This is a genomic window from Actinacidiphila sp. bgisy160, from assembly GCF_057707815.1.
Genome location: NZ_JBYIQW010000001.1, coordinates 64,435 through 90,253, shown reverse-complemented (window position 1 = coordinate 90,253; position 25,819 = coordinate 64,435). Strand labels below are relative to the sequence as shown.

Annotated in this window: 14 protein-coding genes, 1 tRNA gene and 3 pseudogenes; 11 read left to right on the top strand and 7 right to left on the bottom strand. The window is 69.0% G+C overall.

The window, feature by feature from the left end; all coding sequences use genetic code 11:
* Positions 1–371 precede the first annotated feature (371 nt).
* The 4 genes from AC3EUJ_RS00400 to AC3EUJ_RS00385 all read left to right on the top strand — a co-directional run bounded on the left by AC3EUJ_RS00400 (position 372) and on the right by AC3EUJ_RS00385 (position 11,880).
* Positions 372–3,980: a laminin G domain-containing protein gene (locus AC3EUJ_RS00400; protein ID WP_431958821.1), complete on the top strand. Its 3,609-nt coding sequence runs from the start codon at positions 372–374 to the stop codon at positions 3,978–3,980.
* Between the two features lie 127 nt (positions 3,981–4,107).
* Positions 4,108–10,548, top strand: coding sequence for an RHS repeat domain-containing protein (locus AC3EUJ_RS00395; protein WP_431958820.1), 6,441 nt, complete (start codon positions 4,108–4,110; stop codon positions 10,546–10,548).
* A gap of 192 nt (positions 10,549–10,740) precedes the next feature.
* Entirely contained in the window at positions 10,741–11,184 is a 444-nt protein-coding gene (locus tag AC3EUJ_RS00390; RefSeq protein WP_431958819.1) for a hypothetical protein, read from the top strand.
* 258 nt (positions 11,185–11,442) lie between these two features.
* Positions 11,443–11,880 (top strand): hypothetical protein, encoded by a 438-nt coding sequence (locus tag AC3EUJ_RS00385; protein ID WP_431958818.1) that lies wholly within the window; start codon positions 11,443–11,445, stop codon positions 11,878–11,880.
* A gap of 130 nt (positions 11,881–12,010) precedes the next feature.
* Here the strand turns inward: AC3EUJ_RS00385 and AC3EUJ_RS00380 are convergent, their stop codons facing one another.
* From AC3EUJ_RS00380 to AC3EUJ_RS00365, 4 genes and pseudogenes are all read right to left on the bottom strand, one after another.
* Positions 12,011–13,714 carry a relaxase/mobilization nuclease domain-containing protein gene (locus tag AC3EUJ_RS00380; protein WP_431958817.1) on the bottom strand — a complete coding sequence of 568 codons (1,704 nt, stop codon included), beginning with the start codon at positions 13,712–13,714 and terminating at the stop codon, positions 12,011–12,013.
* Entirely contained in the window at positions 13,711–14,235 is a 525-nt protein-coding gene (gene mobC / locus AC3EUJ_RS00375) for a plasmid mobilization relaxosome protein MobC (RefSeq protein WP_431958816.1), read from the bottom strand. Before mobC ends, AC3EUJ_RS00380 begins: the two co-directional genes overlap by 4 nt.
* Before the next feature lie 300 nt (positions 14,236–14,535).
* A complete protein-coding gene (locus AC3EUJ_RS00370) occupies positions 14,536–15,435 on the bottom strand; it encodes a DUF2637 domain-containing protein (RefSeq protein WP_431958815.1) in 900 nt (299 codons plus the stop codon).
* A gap of 204 nt (positions 15,436–15,639) precedes the next feature.
* Positions 15,640–16,924 (bottom strand): annotated as a pseudogene (locus tag AC3EUJ_RS00365) (DUF3631 domain-containing protein).
* Positions 16,925–17,225: 301 nt separating this feature from the next.
* Here AC3EUJ_RS00365 and AC3EUJ_RS00360 point away from each other — a divergent pair.
* From AC3EUJ_RS00360 to AC3EUJ_RS00335, 6 genes and pseudogenes are all read left to right on the top strand, one after another.
* Entirely contained in the window at positions 17,226–17,741 is a 516-nt protein-coding gene (locus AC3EUJ_RS00360; RefSeq protein WP_431958814.1) for a helix-turn-helix domain-containing protein, read from the top strand.
* Positions 17,742–17,868: 127 nt separating this feature from the next.
* A complete protein-coding gene (locus AC3EUJ_RS00355) occupies positions 17,869–18,243 on the top strand; it encodes a helix-turn-helix domain-containing protein (protein ID WP_431958813.1) in 375 nt (124 codons plus the stop codon).
* Between the two features lie 27 nt (positions 18,244–18,270).
* Positions 18,271–18,981 (top strand): annotated as a pseudogene (locus AC3EUJ_RS00350) (tyrosine-type recombinase/integrase); the annotation flags it as partial.
* The gene (repSA, locus tag AC3EUJ_RS00345) at positions 18,963–20,285 is read left to right on the top strand and encodes a replication initiator protein RepSA (RefSeq protein ID WP_431958812.1); all 1,323 of its coding nucleotides are present in this window, start codon (positions 18,963–18,965) and stop codon (positions 20,283–20,285) included. The pseudogene AC3EUJ_RS00350 and the gene repSA, both read left to right, overlap by 19 nt.
* 2 nt (positions 20,286–20,287) lie before the next feature.
* Positions 20,288–20,494 (top strand): helix-turn-helix domain-containing protein, encoded by a 207-nt coding sequence (locus AC3EUJ_RS00340; protein ID WP_431958811.1) that lies wholly within the window; start codon positions 20,288–20,290, stop codon positions 20,492–20,494.
* A pseudogene (locus AC3EUJ_RS00335) lies at positions 20,491–21,650 on the top strand (tyrosine-type recombinase/integrase). The gene AC3EUJ_RS00340 and the pseudogene AC3EUJ_RS00335 overlap by 4 nt, the downstream one beginning before the upstream one ends.
* Before the next feature lie 79 nt (positions 21,651–21,729).
* On the opposite strand, the gene AC3EUJ_RS00330 reads toward AC3EUJ_RS00335, so the two are convergent.
* Positions 21,730–21,803, bottom strand: a tRNA-Pro gene (locus AC3EUJ_RS00330).
* 42 nt (positions 21,804–21,845) lie between these two features.
* Positions 21,846–22,823 (bottom strand): metallophosphoesterase, encoded by a 978-nt coding sequence (locus tag AC3EUJ_RS00325; RefSeq protein ID WP_431958810.1) that lies wholly within the window; start codon positions 22,821–22,823, stop codon positions 21,846–21,848.
* A gap of 76 nt (positions 22,824–22,899) precedes the next feature.
* Here AC3EUJ_RS00325 and AC3EUJ_RS00320 point away from each other — a divergent pair, with 76 nt between their 5' ends.
* The gene (locus tag AC3EUJ_RS00320) at positions 22,900–23,361 is read left to right on the top strand and encodes a GatB/YqeY domain-containing protein (protein ID WP_431958809.1); all 462 of its coding nucleotides are present in this window, start codon (positions 22,900–22,902) and stop codon (positions 23,359–23,361) included.
* A gap of 83 nt (positions 23,362–23,444) precedes the next feature.
* Here the strand turns inward: AC3EUJ_RS00320 and AC3EUJ_RS00315 are convergent, their stop codons facing one another.
* A complete protein-coding gene (locus AC3EUJ_RS00315; protein WP_431958808.1) occupies positions 23,445–25,739 on the bottom strand; it encodes a transglycosylase domain-containing protein in 2,295 nt (764 codons plus the stop codon).
* Positions 25,740–25,819 lie beyond the last annotated feature (80 nt).

The following is a 25,819-nucleotide window of genomic DNA, read 5'->3' as shown; positions in this document are numbered from 1 at the left end:
CCGGAGCTTCTCCCTTCGTCCGGCGATCACGTCTTCATTGCTGCCGGCCGACAGGGCGCCTGCCCGGCCGGGCCTGGCGCGAGGAGTTACAGATCAACAGCTTGCTCACCCTTTGCAGGGAGCGGGAGTAGCTTTCGTGGAAGCACCGCCCAAGTACAACCGCAGTGCACCGCGGACCCCCTCGGTCACAGATTCATCACACAACGTTTTCCTTCTCATGTCCATGGCAAAGGTTGCATCAAGCAAGAGTCATGACTGGGTCGTGAACTTGGGGTGGGGCTGTGAGCTTGAGACGGGGGCGTCGCGCTGGCGGCGTGCATGGAAGACAGGTGCGGAGTCTGCGTTCCGCTGTGACTGCGGTGGCAGTCCTGGTGGCTGTACATGCTTGGGGGCCGGTTTCCCAGGCAGCGGCGGACGAGGCACAGCCTGCGCTGTCGGAGGGGCAGAAGGCGCTCGCCGCGGCCCAGGAGTCGGGGCAGCGGGTCGAGGTCACCGGGGAGCGGTCGGAGCGTACGACGGTTTTCGCTAACCCGGACGGCTTCACCTTCACGCTGGAGGAGTCCGCGGTTCCCGTGCGAGTGCCCACGTCCGGCGGGGGCTGGCAGGCGCCGGACGCCACCTTGGAGGTCCGTGGGGACGGCACGGTGGCGCCGAAGGCTGCGGCTGTCGAGATGGAGTTCTCCGGCGGTGGGGACACCGAGCCGCTGGTGAAGATCTCCGACCGGGGACGGTCGCTCCAGATGGGGTGGCCGGGCAAGCTCCCCGAACCGGTGCTGGACGGGACCAGCGCGGTGTACGCGGACGTGCTTCCGGGCGTCGATCTGAGGATCACGGCCTCCGTGGAGGGGTTCCGCCACGTACTGGTGGTCAAGACTCCTGAGGCCGCCGCCCAGGAGGAGCTGAAGCAGATCGACTACTCGTTGAAAGCGACCGGCCTGAGCCTGCTCAAGGGGAAGGCGGGCAATCTCACCGCGATCGACGACGACGGTAACCGTGTCTTCCGGGCTCCGCCTGCTCAGATGTGGGACTCCGCCGGTGCGGCATCCGGTGCGCAGCCGATGTCTCTGGCGGCGGACGCCGCGGACACCGAGGGCTCGGATCCGGCGGAGGTGGGTGCCTCTCCCGCTGAGGGCGCTGAGCCCGGGGCGGGGGACACCGTCACCACGATGGACGTGAAGGTGTCCGACGACGCGCTCACGGTGATCCCGGACGCCGAGATGCTGGCCGGGACGGAGGCAGCGGCGTTTCCGCTGTACATCGACCCGACGGTGACCTGGGGCGAGTCGGAGCGCACGCTGCTGCGCAGTGACGGCTACGAGTCGTACGGCTGGGGCAACGGCGACGACGGCCTCGGCAAGGGGGCGGGCAAGTGCGGTACGTGGAGCGGCTATTACTGCGGTCCGGGCTATGTCCAGCGGCTGTACTTCGAGTTCTCCCCGGCGAGCCTGAAGGGTAAGCAGGTGCTGGACGCCACGTTCCGGGTGACCGAGCCGTGGGCGTTCCAGTGTGAGCCGCGCTGGGTGGATCTGGTACGCACGAACAACATCTCTTCCTCCACCACATGGTCCTCCCGGCCGAAGGCGCTGGACCTGATGGGCGACCGGCATGTGTCGGCGGGGCGCGGTTCGCTGTGTGATCCGGACTCCCCGGACGCGCCGATCGAGTTCAACGACAATCCGGAGGAGACGAACGAAAACCTGACGCCGACAGTGCGGAGTTTCGCGGCGGGCAAGTTCTCCCGGCTCACGCTGGAGGTCCGGGCGCACGATGAGTCCGACACCAGTGCCTGGAAGCGGTTCAAGAACGACGCCGTCCTGTCCGTCGACTTCGTCGGCCTGCCTGCCAAGCCGACCGGCATCGGGCTGATGACCGGCTCGGGCACGGTGTGCGAGACGGCCGAGTCGGACCCGGCGGTCGTCTCCGACCCGACCCCGGCCCTGACAGCGACGGCACAGACCGCGTCGGGCGGCGAGAAGGACGCTCAGCTGCGGGTCTACTTCGACCTCGACCACAAGAACAGCGACAGCACGTGGTCGGACACCACAGCGGGCAACGGCGACTTGAGTCCTTCCAGCGGGTACGTCGGGGACGGTGTGAAGCTGACCAAGTCCTGGTCGACGCTGACCGAGGGCAAGCTGTACCGGTACCGGGCCTGGGTCCGCTCGTACTACAACAGCGGCGGCAGCTACCTGTCGGGGCCGTCGAACGCCTCGACGACCGGCTGGTGCTATTTCAAGGTCGACCCGACCGCCCCGAAGGCCCCGAAGATCACCGTCGGCAGCCCCTACTCGGCCTGCACGGACACGGCCTGCGCGGCAGGAGGCGGACCGGGCCGGAAGGGCACCTTCACCTTCGCCCCGGCCACCGGCGACTCCAACGTCGCCTACCAGTACAAGCTGTCCACCGCGGACGCCTGGTCAACGGCCATCAACGGATCAACGGTGTCGAAGGACATCACGCCCGATAGCTCCGGCACGTACAGCCTGTATGTGCGGGCGAAGGACACGGTAGGTCGCTGGGGCGCGCAGAACGTGGTGGACTTCCTTGTTGCCGCGGGCGAAGGTCCGGTCGGACGCTGGCACTTCGACGAGGCCAGCGGTACGGCGCTGGACTCTGCGACCGGCGACGGCAGCGACGACGCGACGCTGGGGGGTGACGCTAGCCGCGATGACCGCGGGCGGCGCGGGCTGGTCACTCACGACGCCGAGGGGCAGCCCCTGGAGAGCGCGGTGACGGACAAGGGCTTGGTTCTCAACGGCACCACCGGCTACGCCGCCACCGGCGGACAGGCTCTGGAGACCCGTTCCTCGTACACCATCGCCGCCTGGGTACGTGTCGACCCGCAGGCCAATCACACCTTGACCGTGCTCAGCCAGAGCCCGACCACCAGTCCATGGACGCAGAAGTACAGCCCCTTCTACCTGTCCTACGGCGCCGGAGGCGACAACACATGGAGCATGCGGGTGCTGTCCACCGAGCCCGCCTACCACGAGATCAAGTCCACAAGGCCCTCGCCTCGCGGTGTGTGGACCCATGTGGCCGGCGTCCATGACGCCACCAGCAAGACGATCAGCCTCTACGTGAACGGTGTCCTGCAGGGGAGCACCGACGCCGGTCCGGCATGGGACGCGGACGGGCCGCTGCAGATCGGCCGGGTGCTGCACGCCGACGTCTACAAGGACTTCATGCACGGCTCGATCGACGAACCCGCCGTGTGGCAGCGCGCCCTGACACCGAAGGAGGTCCACGACGAGGCCCGCCTGCTCATTTCTGACAAGTACGCTGGTGCGGAACTCGTCGCGGACTTCTCCGCGGCCCGCGGCAGCGGCACCACGATCGCCGACACGACCTCCGGCTACGGCAAGGCGCTCACGCTGACAGGCGGTGCGTCGATCGATGGCGAGAGCATGATCCTGGACGGCGTCGATGACGCAGCGACCGTCGCAGGGCCGCTGGTGGACGACAGTGCCTCGTTCACCGCTACCACCCTGGTGGAACTGGACGCGGCAAAACTTGTCACCAAGAGCGTCGGCTATACGGGGCAGGTCATCGGTCAGCGCACCGGCGACGGCTCGGCCTGGGGTCTGTGGTATGAGCTGACCGGCAAGGACACCGTCCTGGACGAGGAGACGTTGGAGGAGACCACGGTGCCGGTCGGCGTCTGGCACTTCGGCCGGCTCAACGCTGACGGCTCCTTCTCCTCCGTCGTCTCTGACGAAGTCGCCGCCGTGGACAGCCCGGTCCGGCTGACCGGCGTTCACGACTCGGTCGACGGGACGATCAGCCTCTACCTGGGCTACGGGCAGAACGGCGACGCCAAGGTGTACACCGCCGAGATCGGCAGCGGCGACTTCGCCGTCGGCAAGGGCTTCACCGGCGGAGTGTGGAAGCACTACCTGCCCGCCAGGGTTGCTGAACTGCGCCTGTGGGCGGGGGCGATGGCGAGCCCGGAGCAGGTCGAGGTCCGGGTGGGCGACTGACCGTCGCGGAGAAGTGGTGCGGCGCCGGTGGAGCGCCGCACCGAGGCGCCACAGCACATCGCTTGTCGGTCTTCGCGGCTCTGTGGGCCTTTCATGACGTAGAACAACGGGGTGGGAGCGGACAATCATGGCTCTTGGCATAGGCACATCAAGGAGCGCGCGGGGCGACAGAAGACAGCGCGCCGGGACGATCGTGACGTTCCTGGCCCTGTCTTTGGTGGCCCCGACCGGGCTGGCCCCTGTGGCGCAGGCCGCCGACAAGGGACTCGGCCGACCGGACGTTCCCGACCAGCGGGTGAGCAAGGTCAGGGAAGTCGACGGGCCCGGCGCGAAGGAAGCCCGCGCGAAGGTTGCCAAGGACAAGAAGGCCGATGCCGAACGCGCCCGACAGGCTCGTGCGGAGCGGAAGGCTGCCTGGCCCGAGCAGGGCGACGCGCGCGTCGAACTGGACGTCGGCAAGCCAGTCCAGGCAGAGCCCGGCGGCCTTCCCGTCAGCATCGCTCCGGCCGGAGGTAAGAACGGCGCCGTATCCGGCAACACCGCGCGGATCACGGTTCTCGACCAGAAAGCCGCCAGGGACGCTGGCATCACCGGCGTGCTGCTGACCGCCGAGGCGGACGAGGCAGGACAGGCCGAACTCCGCATCGACTACAGCGGCTTCGCCTCGTCGATCGGCGGCGGCTGGTCCTCCCGACTGCGCCTGGTGCGCCTCCCCGGCTGCGCCCTGGACACGCCGGAGAAGTCCGCGTGCCGCACTCCTACCCCGGTCAAGTCCGACAACGACTTCGTCGGCCAGACCATCACCGCCTCTGTCCCACTGTCGGAGACCAGTGACGGCCCCTCGACGCAACTGGCGGACGCGGCCACGTCGGAGGCGGCGGTGTTCGCCGTGACCGCGACCGACCCGGGCGCGGGCGAGTCCCCCTCGGGCTCCGGCGACTACTCGGCCACCGAACTGTCGGAGTCCTCGTCCTGGGAGGCCGGCGACAACTCCGGCACTTTCTCCTGGAGCCACGACTTCAACATGCCGCCCGCCGCGGCCGGACCAACCCCCGAGCTGTCCCTCACCTACGACTCGGGCAGCGTCGACGGCCGTACCGCCGCTACCAACAATCAGGGCAGCGCGGTCGGAGAGGGCTTCAGCATCACCGAGTCCTACATCGAACGCTCCTACAACTCCTGCGACGACGACGGCCACGAGGATGTCTTCGACACCTGCTGGAAGTACGACAACGCCCAACTCGTCCTGAACGGCAAGGCCAGCCGCCTGGTGAAGGTGTCCGGCACCTGGGACAGCACCTGGCGGCTGGAGAACGACGACGCCTCCCTGGTGACCCGCTCCACGGGCGCCGACAACGGCGACGGCAACGGCGAGTACTGGACCGTGATCACCGGCGACGGCACCAAGTACGTCTTCGGCCTGAACAAGCTCGACGGCGCCACCGATCAGCGCACCGACTCCACCTGGACCGTGCCGGTCTACGGCGACGACTCCGGCGAGCCCGGCTACGGCAACGGCGACTCCTTCGCGGACCGCTCCGTGACCCAGGCGTGGCGGTGGAACCTCGACTACGTCGAGGACACCCACGCCAATGCCTCCACGTACTGGTACGCCAAGGAGACCAACCACTACAAGAAGAACAAGGCCACCACGGCCAACGCCGCCTACACCCGCGGCGGCTACCTGGCAGAGATCAAGTACGGACTGCGCAAGGGCGCGCTGTTCACCGACGACGCCGACGCCAAGGTGACCTTCACCCACGCCGAGCGCTGCACCGTCACCGACTGCTCCTCGCTGACCAAGGACACCGCCAAGAACTGGCCAGATGTGCCCTTCGACGCGATCTGCACCGACGGGGACACGGACTGTCTGGCCTCCGGCCCCTCGTTCTTCTCCCGCAAGCGGCTGACCGGCGTCGCCACCTCCTCCTGGAACGCCACCACCAGCGCCTACGACCCGGTGGACTCCTGGGCACTCACCCAGGAGTACCAGGACGGCGGGGACATCGGCGACACCTCCGACCACGTACTGACCCTGAAGTCGATCAAGCGGACCGGCAAGGCCGGGGACACCGCCATCGCGCTGAACCCGATCACGTTCACCTACCAGTGGCGCGAGAACCGCGTCGACGGCACCGACGACATCCTGCCGCTGACCCGCCCCCGGATCTCCACCGTTACCTCCGAGAGCGGCTCGATCACCACGGTCACCCTCTCCTCACCGGAGTGCGTGCGCAGCGAGGTGACGGGCGCCGCCGAGGACACCAACACCCGCTCCTGCTACCCGAGGTACTGGAACATCAACGGCTCCTCCGAGGCGTCGGTGGACTGGTTCCACAAGTACCGGGTCCTGGCCGTCGTCGTTTCCGACCCGGCCGGTCACAACGACGCCGTCGAGTATGCCTACGACTACAAGGGCGCCGCCTGGCACTACAACGACGACCCGCTCACCCCGAAGGCGGAGCGCACCTGGTCCGGCTGGCGCGGCTACCGCGAGGTCACCGTCCTTACCGGCGCCGCGAGCACCACCCGCTCCAAGACCGTCTCCCTCTACATGCAGGGCATGCACGGCGACAAGAAGAAGGACGGCACCACCCGCTCCGTCTCCCTCGCCCCGCTGACGGCCCCGTCGATCGGGGCGGCGAGCATCACCGACAGCGACCAGTACGCGGGCACACGCCGCGAGCACGTCACGTACAACGGCTCGACCCCGATCACGGTGGAGGTCAACGACCCGTGGTCGAAGGAAACGGCACGACAGAGCGCGCCCGACGCCGCCGACCACGTGGCCCGCTACGTCCGATCGGGGAAGTCCACCACCCATACCTACCTGACCGCCTCCGGGACCTGGCGCGCCCGCTCGGTCGCCACGACCTACGACGACTACGGCATGCCGGCCACGGCCGACGACTCCGGCGAGGTCGGCAAGGGCGGCGACCAGACCTGCACCCGCACCTGGTACGCCCGTAACGACGCGGCCGGTATCACCGACCTGGTCTCCCGTACCCGTACCGTCGGCCAGTCCTGCTCGGTGGCCGACACCAGCCTGAACCTCCCGGCGAACTCGGAGACCCGTGGCGATGTCCTCACCGACACCGCCACCGTCTACGACAACCCCTCCGCCACCGCCTGGTCGGCGTCCCAGACCCCGACCAAGGGCGCGGCCACCTGGACCGGCCGTGCCTCCGGCTACTCCGCCACCGCGGGCACGGACGGCCTGCGCCCGGCCTCAGACTGGCAGCGGACCACGACCACCACGTACGACACCCTGGGCCGCCCCGTCGACGTCACCGACGCCGAGGGCAACACCACCAACACCGCCTACACCCCCGCCGCCGCCGGCCCGCTGACGAAGACGATCGTCACCGACCCCCTCGGCCACAAGATCACCAGCTTCCTGGACCACCGGCACGGCCAGGAACTGCGCGTGTACGACGCCAACCTGAAGAAGACCGAGACCACCTACGACGCCCTGGGACGGCTCACGGCGGTCTGGCAGCCCAACCGCAACAAGGCCGCCGGCTACAGCGCGAACACCACGTACGCGTACCGCATCAGCGCCACCGAACCGTCCTGGGTCTCCACCTCGACTCTCAAGCGGGACGGCGAGACGTACAACACCACCTACGAGTTCCACGACTCGCTGATGCGCCCGATCCAGACGCAATCCCCCACCCCGGTCGGCGGCCGGATCCTCACCGACCTCCGCTACAACACCCGCGGACTGGAGTACGAGAAGTACGAGGACATCTTCGACAGCACCAGCACCCCGAACGGCACCTACACCCGCGAGGAGTACGGCGAGGCGCCCCGGCAGACGGAGACGGTCTACGACGGCGCGGAGCGGGCGATCACCAGCACCTTGTACGTGTACGGGGTGAAGAAGTGGTCGACCACCACGACCCACACCGGTGACTCCACCGCCACCAGCGCTGTGCAGGGCGGATCCGCGGCCCGCACCATCACCGATGCCCGGGACCGGACGGTGGAAACCCGGGAGTACGCGGGCCCGAGCCCGGCCGACCCCCAGTTCGACGGCGGCGCGGGCACAGCCTCGTACACCAGCACCCGCTTCCAATACACGCTGGACGACATGCAGACCGAGGTCACCGGCCCCGACGGCGCCAAGTGGACCTACGGCTACGACCTGTTCGGCCGCAAGACCAACGCGGACGACCCCGACAAGGGCCTGACGAAGCTGGCCTACGACAAGATGGACCGGCCGACACAGACCACCGACTCCCGTGGCCGGTCCGTCATCACCGGCTACGACGCCCTCGGCCGCACCACCGGCACCTGGAAGGGCTCGAAGACCGACGCCAACCAGCTCACCGCCTACACCTACGACGCACTCCTCAAGGGCGAGGCGGACACGAGCATCCGCTACGTCGGCGGCAAGACAGGCACGGCGTACACCGAGACCGTCACCGCCTACGACAGCATGTCCCGCCCCACCACCACCGAACTGACCCTGCCCGCCTCCGACCCGCTCGCCGGGGCGGGTGCCGCCACCGTCCAGTTCGAGACCAACTACAACATCGACGGCACCCTCCAGAGCGCCAAGGAGCCCGCACTCGGCGGCCTGCCCTCGGAGATCGTCGACTACGGCTACACCGGCACCGGTCAGCTCACCTCCCTGGGCGGCAGCACCGGCTACCTCCTCGACGTCGACTACTCCCCCCTCGGCGAGGCCAGACAGGCGGTCCTCGGCACCGCCAACACCGAGGCACACAAGAAGGCGTACATCACCAACACCTGGGAGGAGGGCACCGGACGGCTCCTCGGCAGCCACGTCACCGATCAGACGCACCCCTACAAGCTGCAGAACCTCATCTACACCTACGACCAGGCGGGCAACGTCACCTCCATCGCCGACACCAGCACCCTCGGCGGAATCGCCGCGCCGGAGACTCAGTGCTTCAACCATGACGGCCACCGCCGCCTGACGGAGGCATGGACACCCGCCTCCCAGAACTGCTCCGACACCCGCAACGCCAGCACCCTGGGCGGCCGGGCCCCGTATTGGACCAGCTACACCTACAACGACGCCGGCCAGCGCACCACGGAGACCGCCCGCACCAGCACCGCCACCACCAACACGACCTACTGCTACGAGAAGTCGGCCCAGCCGCACGCCCTGACCGGCACCAGCAAGACCGCGAACTGCACCACACCGGATCGCGCCTACGACGTCGACAGCGCGGGCAACACCACCATCCGCCCCGACGGCACGGCCACCCAGAGCCTGGTCTGGTCGGACGAGAACAGACTGTCAAGCCTGACGGAGAACGGGAAAACAACGGACTCCCTCTACGGCGCCGACGGCACTCTCCTGATCCGCGCCACGCAGGACGGTGAACGCGTCCTGTACGCGGGCGCGACTGAACTGCACCTGCGCGCCGACGGCACCACCTGGGCGCAACGCCACTACGGCTCCGACGACCTGACGGTGGCCGTCCGTTCCAACGAGAGCGGAACCAACCAGCTCAGCTATCTGGTCGCCGATGAGCACGCCACCGCCGCCCTCGCCATCGACGCTACGGACCAGGCGTACTCCCGCCGCTACCTGACGCCCTTCGGCGCAGAGCGGGGCAGCACCACCGGCACGGCCTGGCCCGACGACAAAGGCTTCCTCGGCAAGACCACCGACACCGGCACCGGCCTCACCCACGTGGGCGCCCGCCAGTACGACCCCGTGATCGGCCAGTTCATCAGCGTCGACCCGCTCCTGCAGACCAGCGTGGGACAGACCCTCAACGGCTACAGCTACGCCGTCCAGAACCCGTCGACTCTCGCCGACCCGTCGGGCCTCGGCGTCCCCGAGTGCAACGAGCCGCAGAAGTACGGCATCACGTGCCGGGGCGGCATTCCGGTCAGCACCAGCAAGAAGAAGGCCGGCAACTCCGAGGGCCCGGTCCGGGCCTGCCGCTGCGGCTCCCGCCCCGTCCTGGTCAAGGGCAACACCAAGCCCACCGGCCTGGGCGGCATCCCCGGCCGCCGCAACCTCGACCTGCCCTCCACTCCTGCCCCCAAGGGCTGGCTCAAGACTGTCCCGCCCAACCCCGGTCCCGAACCCAAGAAGGACGACGGCTTCTGGGGCAAGCTCAAGGGCGCGGCACGCGGCACCGGCGGCTGGCTGAAGGACACGTTCACGACCTGGGACGGCTGGAAGAACCGGGTCATCCCAGGGCTGGCCTTCGGCACCTGCGTGGTGGTCTCGGCGGGAGTCTGCACCGTAGCAGGCGTAGTCGCCGTCGGAACGACCTTCGTCGGCGACGGCCTGACAACCGGAAGCTGGAACTACGCCGCGGCAGGCAAGAGCCTTGCTTGGACGCTTGCGGGCGGCGGCGTGGCCCGCGGACTGGCGGGCAGCTGGCGAGGCTCGGCCTTCGTGAGCCGAACCCGGGTCAAGACGGTCTCCGAAATGGAGAACGTCACGATCTACGGCTACCGCAAGACCGTCGACTGGGGCGCCACCCAGGCCAACATGACCCTCAACCTCGGCAACTCGCTCACCTTCTGCGGCGTGGGCGCGTCAAGCCCGGGAGCGTCAGCGGGCTGGTGCTGAGCGCCCACCGCCGAACGCGACCATGAGAACCTGAGGCACTGCCGAAGGGCCAGGAAGGGAAAGAGAGCGATGACGAAGCTATCATCACAAGGTCGAACCGTACTTCGCCGCCGTTCCTGGCCCATCCTCTGCGGAACAGCCATCACGGCCCTCGGCATCGGAATGCTGGCGGCCGTCTGGAAAGTTACCTCGGTGAACGGCTTCCGCATGGGCTGGCAGGGAATCCCCGTCTACCTGGCCCTGGCAGCAATCCTGGGCCGAATTGCCACCTGCAAGGTCGCCCTACACGAGGCCACACTGGTCGTCATCAACCCTCTACGCACCCACACCATCCCACGGTCCGCCCTCGCCCGAGCCGAGGTGGACGACCACGGCACCCTGGAGTTGCACCTCCACGATGACAAGCGCATCCCGTCGTTCGCGTTCGGCGGCTCACTCGTCGACCGCATCAAGGGCACCAGCGAGGAAGCGGCCCACACCATTACCACCTGGCACAACACCCCCCACCCACCAACTCCCGACCTTCGCCCTAAAACCCACTGGACACGCTCCCCCTGCGCCGACACCGCCCTCGCTCTATGCGCGGCGACCACAGCAGCGGGCACCCTCTGGATGGCGCTCAGCGGGGGTTCGTGACCGGCTCCGTCACCTGGTCCCGAACCCAAGAGGGAATCGGCCTGAAGCACCTCAACTGATCTACAGGTCTTGACTATTCCTCAGCGCTACGGGAGGCAGCAGGAGCAGGCATCGTTACGCGAACAGTCCTCAAAGGGGGTGCGATCGTGTCGCGCGCTATGCCGTGTCGCCAACGTGAGTTCTGTCGTTTTCGCGACGATCGGAACCACCACGGGAGGCAACCTGGGAGACCCCGGCCGCTGGGAGGATGATTAGCTCATGGCGGAATCCGGTCGGAGTCCCGCGGTGAAAGCGCTTGAGGAGTCAAAGCGGTTGCCCCTTGTCGTCAGGTGGCGCTTGCGGAGAGAGCAGAGCAGAAGGCGAACAGGAGTTCTGGTGTTTGCCGAGATCAGGGAGCCACTTCGAAGCCTGACGTACAAGGCGGGTGTCGTGTCTCTCCGGGAGAACGGCGTTGAGCTCTGCTCCCGCAGTCGCGACGCGAAGATGCCCAAGTTCGTTGAGCTTCCGCCCGGCGCGCACCGGTTCGAGTTCAAGGTGCTGCGAGTGAGGGCAGGGAGGAGTTCCTTGTTTCAGAGGGTCGTGGACCTGGAAGAAGGCGAGATCCTCGTCGCATTGTGTGATCCCGTTCAGTCGAACGTCTTCTACAGGCGAAGTCCGGACGCGGATACCTGGGAAGTCGGAGTCGTTTCGCCGTAGGCTCGCGGGAAGAACGCGCGGACAGTTCAAAGGGGTAGCCGTTCAGGCTCTGCGGGATCGGGGCCTGAACGGCTGCCAAGTGGGGGACCTCAATCGAACTGCTCGCCCCCAGTTGCCCCTCCGGCCGTGATCAGCGCCGCCGTCCATGCTGCGGTTGAGGGACGGGGGTGGTGGCTGCTTCGTGGACGGGAGCGGTGGAACGCTGGGCAGATATGTTCCCCCGTGCTGTGCTGCGGGCCTGTGCCGCGCGGGCTCGGGCGCTAGGTACCGGCCGTGCACTGAGGCGCTCGATACGCCAGGCCAGGGTCCTGGCGGGAGATCGGGCGTCGTCCAGAGTGCGCTGGGCGGCGGCCTGCTGGAGGAGCCGCTCAGGGTTGTGACCTGCGGCCTCGGCTTCGGCGAGGACAGCGGTGAGGGCGCCGAAGGCGGGGTCTTCGGTGAGCTGCTCGGCGTGCTCGGGTACGGCCTGGTGGAGGTGGCGGATGTGCCGGGTCACGGTCTGTTGCGGCGGTCGGCGCTGGGCGAGGGCGGCCAATGGCGCAGCGGCTGCCTGCTCGTAGGCGGCCTGGAGATGGATCAAGGTCTGGTGGGCGGCGGCGACTTGCTGGTCGTGGTGGCGGAGCTGGTGCCAGCGGGTGGCAGCGATGACGACGAGGATCGCGGCGTCAAGGAACATCGCCAGGGTGGCGCCGTCCTTGGGGGCGGGTTCGCGGACCATGGCTCGCACGGCGCCGCGTAGGGCGCGGGCATGGTGGTGCTCGGCTTGGACGCGGGATCGGGTGGCGCGCTCGAATGCCTCTGCTGCCTGGAAGAGTTGGGGCCGGACGGTCTGGGGCGCGAGAAGGGGGAGGACGTCGAGGGCTTCGCCGAAGGCTGCCAGGTGGGCCTGGGCGGCTGCGTCGTCGCCGTGCCCGAGGCGGTGGGGGATGCGCTCCGCGGCGGCGGTGGCCTGGTGCCACGGGTCGGCCTTACGCGGGCCTTGCTGTGGGTCGGCGGAGTCGAGGCGCTTTCGGATCTTGGGGAAGGACAGGTCCGGGGAGAGTTCGGAGCCGGAGTACCAGACCGGCTCCTTCGCACCGTTGGTGTCGCCTTCGAGGGCGACGGTGTAGCCGCGCACGTCACCGGACGGGAAGTGCTTGACGTCGACGAGGATGCCGTCGGTGCGCTGGAGCAGGCTGATGAACTCCTCTGTGCTGGTGGCGGCGGCCATCGCGGTGCGGACCGTGGTGCGCAGTCGTTCGCGGGCGGTGCGGGCCTGGCCGGCGCGCTTGGCCTTCTCCTGTTCCGCACGGGTGGGTCGCTTGGCGGCCGTGCGGTCTCCACGGACGACCTGGCGCAGGCCGTACTCCTTCTCGATCGCGGCGAGTTCGCGGTCCGCGGTGAGGTAGTCGTTCCAGTGGCGTGCGGTGCGCAGATCGGCGCGGACTTTGGTGGCAGCGATGTGGATGTGGTCGGGCGCGTGCCGCACAGCGACCCAGCGGCAGCCGTCCGGATCGCCGTCAGGGGCGATGCCGGTGGCGGCGACGACGCGGCGGGCGATGTCGGCCCACTCCTCGTCGTTGAGGTGGTGGTCGGTCTCGGCGGCGCGGATCGAGCAGTGCCACACGTGTTTCTCGGGTGCGCGGCCGAGCCGATCGGCCTGCTTGACGTGCAAGTCGAGGTCGGCGACCAGGCGCCTCTTCGTGGCGTCGAAGTCGTCGGCGCGGCCGGGATCGGGAGCGAAGCCATCCCAGGAAGCGGCCAGGTGAGGGTCGGTGTGGCCCTTCTTCCTGGTGTCGTACAGGTAGCGGATCAAGTTGGCGGTGTCCTGGCCGCCGGTGAGCTTCGCGATCATCGGGCCGCCTTGTGGCTGACGGCCTGGTTCGCGGCTGCCGCGATGTGGCGCACAGCCTCCGCGACGGCGTGCAAGGTCTGGTCGGTGTGGGCCAGTAGTTCGCTGTCCCCAGGGTGTGGATCGCCGCCGGAGTTGAGCTTCTTGGCGATCTGGTTGATGTTGCGGCCGATGGCGGCGACCTGCTGGCGCAGGGCGTTGAGTTCGTCGATGTAGTCGTCGAGCTGGGCGCGCTGGCCGGGCACGGTGAGGTCGCCGTGGACGTGGGCGAGGGTGACGTAGTGGGCGCCGCTGACGTTCAGCGACCTGGCCTTGGCGAGGATGGCGGCCTTCTCCTCGACGCTGTAGCGGGCATCGACCCGCTTCTTGCGCTGGCCGTTCGGGTCAGGTTTGCGACGGCGGGCGACGCGCTGCAGGGCGGCTGCTTCGGCGGCGTGCGGCAGCGGAACAGCAGCGGTGGTGGAGACGTCGGCGACGGGCTGTTCTTCCTCGGGCGCCCCCTGGTGCCCGAGTGCCTCCGCCACCCCTGGGGCGGAGGCTTCCCCGTGGGGCCGGCCTGTGGACGGTCCAGCGGGATACCTTGCTGGCCGGGTGGCTGGGGTGGTGGTCATCTCCTGCTGGGTGGTGGGGGCTTCGTGGTGCGGGTGGTGCATGGGGCGGTCTCCGTGGGGTGTTGGTGACTGACTGCCTGGTCAGGGGTGAAGTGGGCGGGATGGTGATGCCGGGTTGACCCGTTGCGGGGCGGCCACCCGTCCCCGCGCTGACCTGCGCGGGGACGAGTGGTGCGAGTCGAGCGGGACGAGCGATGGGGCGGCCGAAGGGGCTCAGAGGGCGACAGCGGGGGCTTCGTCGAGGGCGTCCTTCCGCTGGAGGGCGGCCTCATCGAGTTCGGCCTGCAGGAGGTTCTTGATCGTTTCTGCGTCGGTCCTGCTGAGGGGGAGGCTCCTGCTGCGGATCGCCGTTTCGATGTGGCGGCGCGAGGCACGGCCTCCGCGTCCCAGCGGCGCGGTTCGGGCGATGGCGAGGAGTTCGTCGGACACGGTGTGGTGCTGCTGGCCTTCCGGCTCGGCGAAAGGCTGCGCGTGCTTCGGCACGTCGGCGGCGTCCTGTGCCACCTCGGCGTAACCCCGCGCCACGTCGGCCTGCCGGTCCGCCACGTCGAGACCCGTCGGCTCCGGCTGATCGGAGTTGTCGTCGGTAGGGGCAGCGGGGCGGGCGTCGTTGTGGCTGCGGTTGGCAGGGTTGTGGCGTGCGGTGGCGTCGGCTTCCTGGGGGTGAGGTGTGGGGTGGCGTCGGATGACGAGGTAGAGGTGGACGGCGCCGGCCAGGGCGAGTGGGGCGAGGGCGGACAGTGCGCCGACGGTGGCGTTGTCCAGGTGCAGTCCGTTGGGGCGGGTCTGCTGGTTGAGGCGGATGGCGTGTACGGCATTGGCCCCGATGCTCACGCCGGTGGCCAGGCCGACGAGTGCCCCTACGTACAGCCGTGAGCGCAGCGGGGCGGTGCGCAGCATGAGCTGGGCGCCGATACCGATGGCGATGAAGCCGTCGATCACCAGGGGGAAGGTGTAGGTGAGCAATCCGCGGATGTGGATGGCGACGGCCATCTGACGCAGGGCGTCGTAGGAGAGGGCGAAGGCCACCGCGGCGAGCAGGGCGATGCCGAAGCGGATAGCGGTGGTACCCGGTATGGCGGTGGGCGCGCTGGTGGCGGTGCGGGACGTCAAGCGGAGGCACTCCAGGTGGGGTTCGGGCGGCGGCCACGGCGCGGGACGCGTGGCCGCCGTGAGGCGCGGTGACTCGTACCACCCGTTGCGTGCCTGGTCAGGGTAGGTACGGGAGGCATGACGATGTCGGGTTGACTCGTTGCGGGCCGGTCACCCGTCCCGGCGCTGACCTGCGCGGGGACGGGTGTGACGGGTCGAGTTGGGTCAGGCTGCGGTGCTGGTGGCGGATCCTGCGGCTTCGCCGGGTTCGGCTTGTTTCGCTGTCTCAGCCGCCGGTGCGGGGCAGTAGCGGGCCCAGGCGTCGAGGAACTGGTTTCGGGCGTAGCCCTTGGCCTGGACACCGCCGGGGAAGCGGTGATTGCCCGGACGGATGCCGTAGTCCTCCAGCAGGATCCCGAGGCGGCGCGAGGTCAGCCCGGTAGGGCCGTATTCGGCCCACGGCGCTTCCTCGTCGCTGTTGAGCTCTTCGAGCAGGCGGCTCGTGCGCAGCGCTGCGGGGTCGCGCTCGGCGGTGAAGACCCGCCGGATGTCGATCAGGATGCGGGTGCGCAGTCCTGTGTCCGCGTCCTTGCCCGACTCATGGTCGGTCATCACCCGGCAGGCCGTACGGGCCAGCGTGGGCCAGTCGCCTCCGGCGAGGTCGGCGACGATCACCAGAGGCTCCCAGTGTCGGCTGCGCGGTCCTCGACCGGCATGTCCGGCTCGATGTCCATCGCCTCGGCGCGTAGAGGCTGAAGCCAGGCGGTGAGGCGGTCGCGGACGGCGTGCAGGGCGGGGGTGTCCCGCCCGGTGCGGAACGCCGCGACGGTCTCGCCCGGTGCCCGGCGGCGCATCCGGATGACCACCGACCGGTCCATGATCGTGTCGGGCAGGTCACCGATGCCCGCCAGAGCGGCCATGGCGAACGTCGGAAGGCGACCGGCGTGTGTTCCGGGCCCGTGACGCGCAAGGTGGGCCGGTTGCGCTGGTGGCCGGCGTTCAGCAGGCCACGCAGGTCCTCGTTGCGCTCGGCCGCCTTGGCGGTGCCGAACAGTGTGTCGGCCTCGTCGACGAGGAGCGTGGGCGGATCCTCGGCGGTGATCGAGCGGAAGATCGCCGCCGGGCTGGCGTTGACCGTGATCAGCGGTGCATGCACGGTCTCGGTCACCACATCGAGCAGCCGCGACTTGCCACACCGCTTTGCCGGCCCCACCACCGCCAGACGCGGCGCATGCTGCCACGCGGGCTGTATGTGGGTGGCCGCCACCCACAGGGTCACCGCGGTGAGGGCCTCCTCGCTCGGCATCACGACGAACCGCTTGATCCGGGCCCGCAGGTCAGCCAATATCTGCGCCCCCTCGGACACAGGCACGACGTCGGGTCCGTCGTTGCGGACCTCGTCGGCGGGCGGCGCGGTGTGAGTTGGCTGCTGGTCGGTTGCGGCAGCCGGTGGCCTCGGCGGGGTGCCGTCGGCCTGGAGGGATGGCGTATTCGGCTGAGGATCGGTCATACTTGGCATCAGCTCCTCTGCTCGCGGGCCATACGGGACGGCAATCCCGGCCACGCGGGTCGATCGCTAGGGATGGCGGTTGAGAGGTTTGCGCTTGGCCCCCGGTGACAGCCGGGGGCTTTTTGCTTGCGGCTCTATCGGACGTGGGTCGTGAGGGCTCCTCGGGCTACTGCGGTGGGGCTACCAGTGTGCCACATGAATTGCCGTTCGCAGAAGTGTTCTGCATCTCGCAGGAAGCGTGCTACTGTGGTGGGGTTGCTGCATATGGCAGTGGCTTGCTACGAACGGAAGGAGGTGCCCCGTGACCGACGAAGACGCCCAGCAGGGTGTGCTGCTCAGCGGTGAGGCGAACGTCGCGGTGCGCATCAAGCTGGAGCGCGAGGCGCGCGGCTGGAGCACCAACGCCCTGTCCGACCGCCTGAACGAGGCCGGCTTCGAAATGAACCCGTCCGCGGTCTGGCGCATCGAGAACGGCAAGCGCCGCATCAACCTCGACGAGGTCATCGGCTTCGCCGAGGTCTTCGGCCTCGACCTGCGCAACCTCGTCGGCCCCCCGCAACTCGCCGCCCAGGCCCACGCCATGGAACTCATCGACGCGGTCGTGGACGCATTCCGCGAGACCCAGCGGGCCAACGCCGCCTTCGCCCAGGCGCGTGACGCCCTGGACGCGTACCTCGCCGAGCACCCCGACATCCGCGAGGAAGCGGACGTGATGGTCTCCAACGCCATGGCCGAGGCGTCCACCAAGCACCTGCTGGAGACGTACGGGCCGCCGCCCGGCGAGCACCGTGACACCGGCTCGTCCGACGAGGCATAGCCTCCGACTCCTGCTCCCGTCCTGGGCCCGCAAACCCCCAGCACGGGCATCTCACCCCCTCATCCCAGGCGATCTGCCGGCGGGCCGGTGTTGCCGCACCCATGCCCGCCAGAAGAGGACTCACCCCTTGCGCCAACCCGCAATACCCCCTGTCTCCGCACCGACTCCGCGCGCCGACTCAGCCCTCCCGCGCCTCTATCGCCCCGAGGAAGTCGCGGCCGTCCTGGGCTGCTCCGCCTGGTGGGTCAAGGACCGCGCCCGGCGGCGGCTCATCCCCTTCACGCGGGCCGGTCGCGCCTACCGCTTCACCGGCGAGCACCTCGCCGAGATCATCCGCATGCATGAGGCACGCCCTGCCTCCCCGCAGCAGCCCTCGGCGGCTGCTCCCGCTCCCAAAGCACCCACTCCCCAGCCTTCCCAGAGGTCTGCCGCGACCCCGGCTCGCCTGCGCGCCCGGCCACCACGCCGAACACGCCAGGGCCAGTTCGGGACCGCCGCGTAACACGAGGACGAGGAAGGGGAGGGGTACGTGGGTTTCGCGGAGAAGCGCGGAAACTACTGGCGCGGTCGGTACAAGACCGCGCCCGGCAAGCACAACACGGTCGTCGACGAGACCGGCAAGGCGATCCGGTTCGCCACCAAGGGCGAGGCGCAACGGGCAGCGGCCGAGGCAGAGAACAAGTACCGGCGCGGCGACTGGCGCGACCCGGCACTCGGCCAGGAGACCTTCGGCGAGTACGCGAACCGCTGGTACGAGGCCCAGGACCTGGCCGCCTCGACCATGCAGAACTACAAGCGCCACATCGAGGAGCACCTGCTCCCTGACTTCGAGGACAAGGCGCTCGCCGGCATCCTGCGCACGGACGTCGACCTGTGGGAGAAGAAGGAGAAGGCCGTCTACGCGGCCTCCAGCGTCAAGACCTGGCGCTCGACGCTCCACCTGATCTTCGAGGACGCGATCGACGAGGGTCTGATCGTCTCCAACCCTGCGGCCAGGCGGCGCGGGCGCGGCAAGCGCGCCGGCCGCTCCCGCGACCGCGGGCCGGAGAAGGTTGTCACCGACCCCCTCGGCATCCTGCTGACCGCCGAGCGGGCCGCTCTGCTCTCCGGCCGCGACGACGAGTTCGTCGCCGTCGTCCTCAAGGGCTACACCGGCATGCGTTGGGGCGAAATCGTCGGCCTGGAAGCGGAGTTCGCCCGGCCCGGTGCCGTGCGCGTCGAGTGGCAGCTGTACGAACTTGGCGGGAGCAGATCCAGCGCACTGGAGGCTGCGCCGACCCGATCCACCTGCAAGGGCTCACCGTCACCCGCGACGCCAAGTCAGGCGACGTCCTCTACTCGTACTCGACCGACGGTGAGCCCGGGGGCCGGTTACGGGTGGCCTGTGGCAACCGCCGGGCCTCGCGCTGCCCGTCGTGCGCCTGGACCTATGCCGGGGACACCTTCCACCTGATCCGCGCGGGGCTGACCGGGGATGAGCGCAAGGACGTCCCGGTGGCGGTCCGCACCCATCCGAAGGTGTTCGCCACGCTGACCGCGCCGTCGTTCGGGCCGGTCCACAACCGCCCCGACACCGGCCGCTGCCGCTGCGGCACCGCCCACAGCGAGCACGACTCCGCCATCGGCACGCCGCTCGATCCCGAGCGGTACGACTACGCGGGCGCGGTGCTGTGGAACAACCACGCGGGCGACCTGTGGCGGCGCTTCACGATCTACCTGCGCCGGGAGATCGCCGCCCGCGCCGAACTCTCCCAGACCGCCATGAAGGAGGTCTGTCGGGTCTCGTTCGGGAAGGTCGCCGAGTACCAACAGCGCGGGGCCGTGCACTTCCACGCGATCGTGCGACTCGACGGCCCCGGTGGTCCGGAGGATGTTCCGCCGTCGTGGGCGAGTGTGGCGCTGTTGGATGCCGCGATCCATGCCGCCGCGGCTCGGGTCTCGGTTCCGGTCCCGGCCGCCGGCACCCTCCGGGCGCGGGAGCTGCGCTGGGGTTCGCAGGTCGATGTCCGCCCGATCGGCACGGATGACGGCCAGGAACTGACCGAACAGGCCGTCGCCGCATACGTGGCCAAGTACGCCACCAAGGCCGCCGAGACTACCGGCACTGTAGACCGCCGGGTCGGCAACCGCGAGGCCCTCGACCTGTTCGACGTCCCCGCCCACACCCGCCGTCTGATCGAAGCCTGCTTCGACCTCGACCCGCACTATCCGGACCGCAAGCTGCGCGCTTGGGCTCACATGCTGGGCTTTCGCGGGCACTTCTCCACCAAGTCCCGCCGCTACTCCACCACCCTGGGCGCGCTGCGCCAGGTCCGCGCCGACTACCGCGCCCGCCAGGAACGCCGTGAGCGCGGGCTTCCCGATCCCGATGACACCTTGGAGGGTTCCACGCTCGTGCTCGCCCACTGGACCTACGCCGGACACGGCCACACACCGGGAGAGTCCTGGCTCGCTGCCAGCATCGCCCGCGACATCCGCACCAACCGCGACACCGCCCGCGAAGCCCTCGCCGACCTACCCGAAGACCAGGCGGGGGAGTGGTGACCATGACGACGGCAACTCCCGCTCGGCCCGCGCTCTATCGGGTTCCGGACGCCGTGAAGGTGCTGAACCTGAGCCGTACGGTGATCTATGAGCTGATCCGCACTGGTCGCCTGCGCACGGTCAAAGAGGGCCGTACACGGCTCATCCCTGCGTCGGCAATCGCTGATTACGTCGCGCTGCTGGAGCGGGAAGCTGGGGGCAAGCGATGAGCACGCGGCGGAGTCGCGGGGACGGCGGGCTCTACTGGAGCGAGACGCGGCAACGGTGGATCGCCGCCGCGAGTCTCGGCTCCGACCCCAGCGGCAAGCGGATCATGAAGCGGGCCAGTGGAAAGACGAAGACCGAGGCCAAGAACAAGCTCAAGGAACTCATCCGCAACTACGAGGACGGCTTGGCGCTGGCACCGTCCGGCTACACCGTGGCGAACGCGGTCAACGACTGGCTGGCCTACGGGCTGGCGGGCCGCGACCAGGGCACCGTGGACGCCTGCACCAGCCTCAGCCGCATTCACATCATCCCGGCGCTCGGGGCCCGAAAGTTGCGGGACTTGAGCGCCGAAGACGTGGACAAGTGGCTCGGCAAGCTGGCGCAGACTCTCAGCACTCGAACTCTGGAAGGCATCCACTCCTGCCTGAACCGCGCCGTGAAGCGGGCTTTGGCCCGGGACAAGGTGAAGCGCAACGTCGTGGAGCTGTGCTCGGTGCCGAAGGGACAGCCTGGCCGGCCGTCCAAGGCGCTCACCCTCGCCCAAGCCGAGGCGGTGCTGACTGCTGCCGAACGTACCTCGATGCACGCCTACATCGTGGTGGCGCTCCTCACCGGAGCGCGTACCGAGGAGATGCGGGCGCTCACCTGGGACCACGTTTACCTGCGTGGCGACCCCAAGACCGACCCGCCGACCCCGCCCTACATGGCGGTGTGGCGCTCGGTCCGCTCCGGGGGAGACACGAAGACCAGGAAGTCACGCCGCACGCTCGCGCTCCCCGCCCGGTGCGTGGACGTGCTGTGGCAGCACTGGGAAGACCAGGGCTGGGACCGCCTGGCGGCCGGCGACTCGTGGGAGGAGCACGGGCTCGTGTTCTGCTCGGCCGTGGGGAAGGAGGCAGACGCCTCGCACGTCCGGCGGGCCTTCCGGGCGGCTCTCAAGAACGCGGAGGGCGTGAACGCGGCGCGCCCCGGGAGCTGCGGCACAGCTTCGTCTCGCTGCTGTCGGACCGCGGTGTCCCGCTGGAGGAGATCTCGCGCCTGGTCGGCCACTCCGGTACGGCCGTCACCGAAGAGGTCTACCGGAAGCAGATCCGCCCGGTGATCCAGACGGGAGCGGTCGTGATGGACGGCATCTTCAAGCGCGATCCGAAGCCGTAGACACTCACTTAGACACTCAACAGCAAGCAGGGCCGGTCTCCCCATTGGGGAAACCGGCCCTGACCTGCATTTTCCGAAGTCGGGGTGGCGGGATTTGAACCCACGGCCTCTTCGTCCCGAACGAAGCGCGCTACCAAGCTGCGCCACACCCCGGTGTCGCTTCGTGGCCTTGGGCCCGGCGCGACGAGGATTACTCTAGCGGACCTCCCGCTGGAGACGAAATCCGGTTTTCCCCGGCGGCTCAGGCGCCGGTGTCAGGGTGAGCAGGGTCGCCTCGGGCGGGCAGGCGAAGCGGACCGGGGTGTAGCGGTTGGTGCCGCAGCCCGCGGACACGTGCAGATAGGAGCGGTGGCCGGCGGCCTCGTGGGTGGACAGGCCCTTGACCCGGTCGGTGTCGATGTCGCAGTTGGTGACCAGGGCGCCGTAGAAGGGGATGCACAGCTGTCCGCCGTGGGTGTGACCGGCGAGGATCAGCGGGTAGCGGTCGGCGGTGAAGGAGTCGAGCACGCGCAGGTACGGGGCGTGGACGACGGCGAGGGAGAGGTCGGCGTCCGTGTCGGGGCCGCCGGCGATGGCGGCGTAGCGGTCGCGGCGGATGTGCGGGTCGTCGAGGCCGGCGAAGGCGATCTCGATGCCGTCGTCGAGCTTGAGGCGGCCGCGGGTGTTGTTGACCCCGACCCACCCGGCCACGTCGAAGGCGTCGCGGACCTCTTCCCAGGGGTTGCGGGTGACGCCGATGGCCGGGTCGTTCTTGCCGTTGAGACCGTGCACGCCCCGGACGCGCTCGACGAGATAGCGGGCGGGGTTGCGCAGCTTGGGGGCGTAGTAGTCGTTGGAACCGAAGACGTACGCGCCGGGGAGGTCGAGCAGCGGGCCGAGGGCGTCCAGCAGTTCGGGGACGCCGTGGGGGTCGGAGAGGTTGTCCCCGGTGTTCACCACGAAGTCCGGGCGCAGCCCTGCCAGCGACTGCAGCCATCGGCGCTTCTTGTTCTGGCCGCTGACCATGTGGATGTCGGAGATCTGCAGGACGCGGATCGGCCGCATCCCGGCCGGCAGCACCGGCACCGCCACCCTGCGCAGGCGGAAGGACCGCACCTCGATTCCGGCCGCGTAGGCCACGCAGGCCGCACCGGCAGCTGTGATGCCCAGGGGTACTCCGTATCGCGCGCGCATGCCCTCCATGGTGGCAGACGGCTCGTCAGGGATAAATTTCCGGCCCTCCCGGCGGCGACCTGGCAGACTCGGGGCCATGACCACCACGCTCAAGCAGCGTCTGCACGACGACCTCACGGCTGCCATCAAGGGGCGCGACGAGCTGATCTCGTCCACCCTCCGTCTCACCCTCACCGCGATCACCAAGGAGGAGGTCGCGGGCAAGCAGGCGCGCGAGCTCTCCGATGACGAGGTGCTGCAGGTGATCGCCCGCGAGGCGAAGAAGCGCCGGGAGGCCGCCGACGCCTTCGAGCAGGGCGGCCGCAAGGAGGCCGCGGAGCGTGAGCTGGCCGAGGGCGAGGTGCTGGCCGCGTACCTGCCGAAGCAACTGGACGACGCGGAGCTGGCCGGCATCGTCGCCGCGGCGATCGAGGAGTCGGGGGCCGCGGGGCCCAAGGCGATGGGCGCGGTCATGAAGATCGTGACCCCGAAGGTCGCGGGCCTGGCCGAGGGCGGCCGGGTCGCCGCGGAGGTGCGCAGGCAGCTCGCGGACGGCTGACCGCGCCCGGCGGAACGCCGAAGGGGCGCCTGGACCGATCGGTCCAGGCGCCCCTTCGGCGTCATGTCACATTCCGTGGGGGATCAGCCCGGCCCGGTGCCACCCGTCTCAGGGGTGCCGGTCCCGGGGCCCGTGGTGCTGTTGGTCCCACCGCTGCGGCCGTTGCCGCCGCCGGTGGTGAAACCGTTGACACCGTCGGCGCCCAGGGTGTCGCCACCGAAGATGTCGCCGAGGAGACCGCCGTCCCCACCGTTGCCGTTGCCGCCGTTGTTGCCGCGGCCGTGGCGGTCGTCATTCTCGTCCCGCGGCTTCTCGGGATCCTTGATGGCGACCGTCGGCAGACTGGGCGAGACGGTGCCGGCCAGGGCGCCGGACATCGCGTCCTTCCAGATCGGGCCCGGGGTGTCGGCGCCGTAGACCTCGGCGTGGTACCGGCCGCCGATGGTGATGTTGGTCATCTTGCGCTTGTGGGCCGGGTCGCCGACCCAGACGGCACCCGCCATGTCCGAGGTGTAGCCGACGAACCAGGCGGCGAAGCGGTAGTCCGTCGTACCGGTCTTTCCCGCGCTGTCGCGGTCGTTCAGCCCGGCCTGCTGACCGGTGCCGTCCTCGACCACGCCCTTGAGCAGGGTGTTGATCGTGGAGGCGGTCTGCTCGGACATGGCCCGCTCGCACTCGGTCTTCGGCACCGGCAGCTTCTTGCCGTTCGCGTCGGTGACCGACTCGATGGCGATCGGCGTGCAGTACTCACCCTTGTTGGCGAAGGCCGCGTAGGCGGCGGCCATCTTCAGCGGCGACATCTCGTTGACGCCGAGGGTGAAGGAGGCACCGAGGCCGAGCTTCGTCCCGCCGGCGCGCTCGGTGATGCCGAGGGCGTTGACCATCCGCGTCACGTCGCACAGGCCGGCGTCGGCCTCGAGGGAGACGAAGTAGGTATTGATCGACTTCGCCAGCGCCTCCCTCATCCCGTAGGGGCCGACCTCGGACTTGCTCTCGTTCGGCACCTTGGCGTCGCTGGTGTAGCGGTTGCCCTTGCAGTCGGTGACGTCCGGGTACGGCATCTCGTACGGCGAGGGGTAGACCTGCGCCGTCGACATGCCCTTCTCCAGGGCGGCCGCGGCGGTGAAGGGCTTGAACGTCGACCCCGGCTGGTAGCCGGCGCCGCCGCCCATGCTCCGGTCGACGGAGTAGTTGATCTGGGTCTGGTTCTTCTTGAAGCCGTACGGGCGGGACTGGCCCATCCCGACGATCTTGCCCGTGCCGGGCTGGACCAGCGTCACGGCGGTGGCGACGTCGTCGCTCTTGTACACGTGCCGGCTGATCGAGTCCTGGACCGCCTGCTGCGCCTTCGGGTCCAAGGTGGTGCGGATGGTGAGGCCGCCCTGGTCCCAGCGCTTGGAGCGCTCGGCCTTGGTCTTGCCGAAGGCTTTGTCGCTGAGGAAGACCTGGTGCACGTAGTCGCAGAAGAACCCGGCGCCGTTGCCGGCGGTGATGCAGCCGTTCTTGGGCTGGCTGATCTTGAGGCCGAGCGGCTTCTTCTTCGCGGCGTCGGCCTCGGCCTGCGTGATGTCCTTCAGGTCGGCCATGCGCTGCAGCACCACGTCGCGGCGCTTCTTGGCCTCCTCCGGGTCGTTCACGGGGTCGTAGCGGCTCGGTGACTGGACGAGACCGGCCAGCAGCGCGGACTCGGTGAGCGACAGGTCCTTGGCGGACTTGCTGAAGTAGCGGCGGGAGGCGGACTCGACGCCGTACGCCTGTTCGCCGAAGAAGGTGATGTTGAGGTAGTTCTCGAGGATCTTCTTCTTCCCCAGCTCCTGTTCGAGCTGGATGGCGTACTTCATCTCCTTGATCTTGCGGCCGATGGTCTGCTGGGTGGCCTGCGCGACCTTGGTCGCGTCGTTGCCGGCCTCCTCGATGAAGACGTTCTTCACGTACTGCTGCGTCAGGGTGGACGCGCCCTCGGAGACACCGCCCTCCTGGGCGTTCTTGTTGAGCGCGCGCAGGATGCCCTTGACGTCGATGGCGCCGTGCTCGTAGAAGCGGGCGTCCTCGATGGCGACGATGGCCTGCTGCATCGACTTGCTGATCTTGTCGAGCCCCACGACCTTGCGGTCGCGCGAGTAGACGTTCGCGATCAGGTCGCCCTTGGCGTCCAGGATCTGGGTGCTCTGGGAGAGCGGCGGGCGCTTGAGCTCGCCCGGCAGGGAGTCGAAGCCGGCCGCGGTGCCCTTGGCGCTCAGTCCGAGAGCTCCGGCCGCGGGGAGGGCGATGCCGGCCAGCACGACGCCGGCCATGACACTGACCCCGAGGAACTTGGCGGCCTGCTGAGCGGTGCTGGTGCCCCCGCTGCCGGTGGGGCGCGATCGCTTGTGACCCATGGGGTGCAGCTTACGTTGCCATTCTTAAGACGTGGGCATGCTTGTTCGCCTACTCTGTAACAGACAGGCGCGAACACTGC

Bases quoted from the DNA above. Each gene is read 5' to 3' on its own strand.
- AC3EUJ_RS00315 (WP_431958808.1), bottom strand. From the start codon at position 25,739: ATGGGTCACAAGCGATCGCGCCCCACCGGCAGCGGGGGCACCAGCACC.
- AC3EUJ_RS00380 (WP_431958817.1), bottom strand. From the start codon at position 13,714: ATGATCGCGAAGCTCACCGGCGGCCAGGACACCGCCAACTTGATCCGC.
- AC3EUJ_RS00395 (WP_431958820.1), top strand. From the start codon at position 4,108: ATGGCTCTTGGCATAGGCACATCAAGGAGCGCGCGGGGCGACAGAAGA.
- AC3EUJ_RS00320 (WP_431958809.1), top strand. From the start codon at position 22,900: ATGACCACCACGCTCAAGCAGCGTCTGCACGACGACCTCACGGCTGCC.
- AC3EUJ_RS00325 (WP_431958810.1), bottom strand. From the start codon at position 22,823: ATGCGCGCGCGATACGGAGTACCCCTGGGCATCACAGCTGCCGGTGCG.
- AC3EUJ_RS00340 (WP_431958811.1), top strand. From the start codon at position 20,288: ATGACGACGGCAACTCCCGCTCGGCCCGCGCTCTATCGGGTTCCGGAC.
- AC3EUJ_RS00385 (WP_431958818.1), top strand. From the start codon at position 11,443: ATGGCGGAATCCGGTCGGAGTCCCGCGGTGAAAGCGCTTGAGGAGTCA.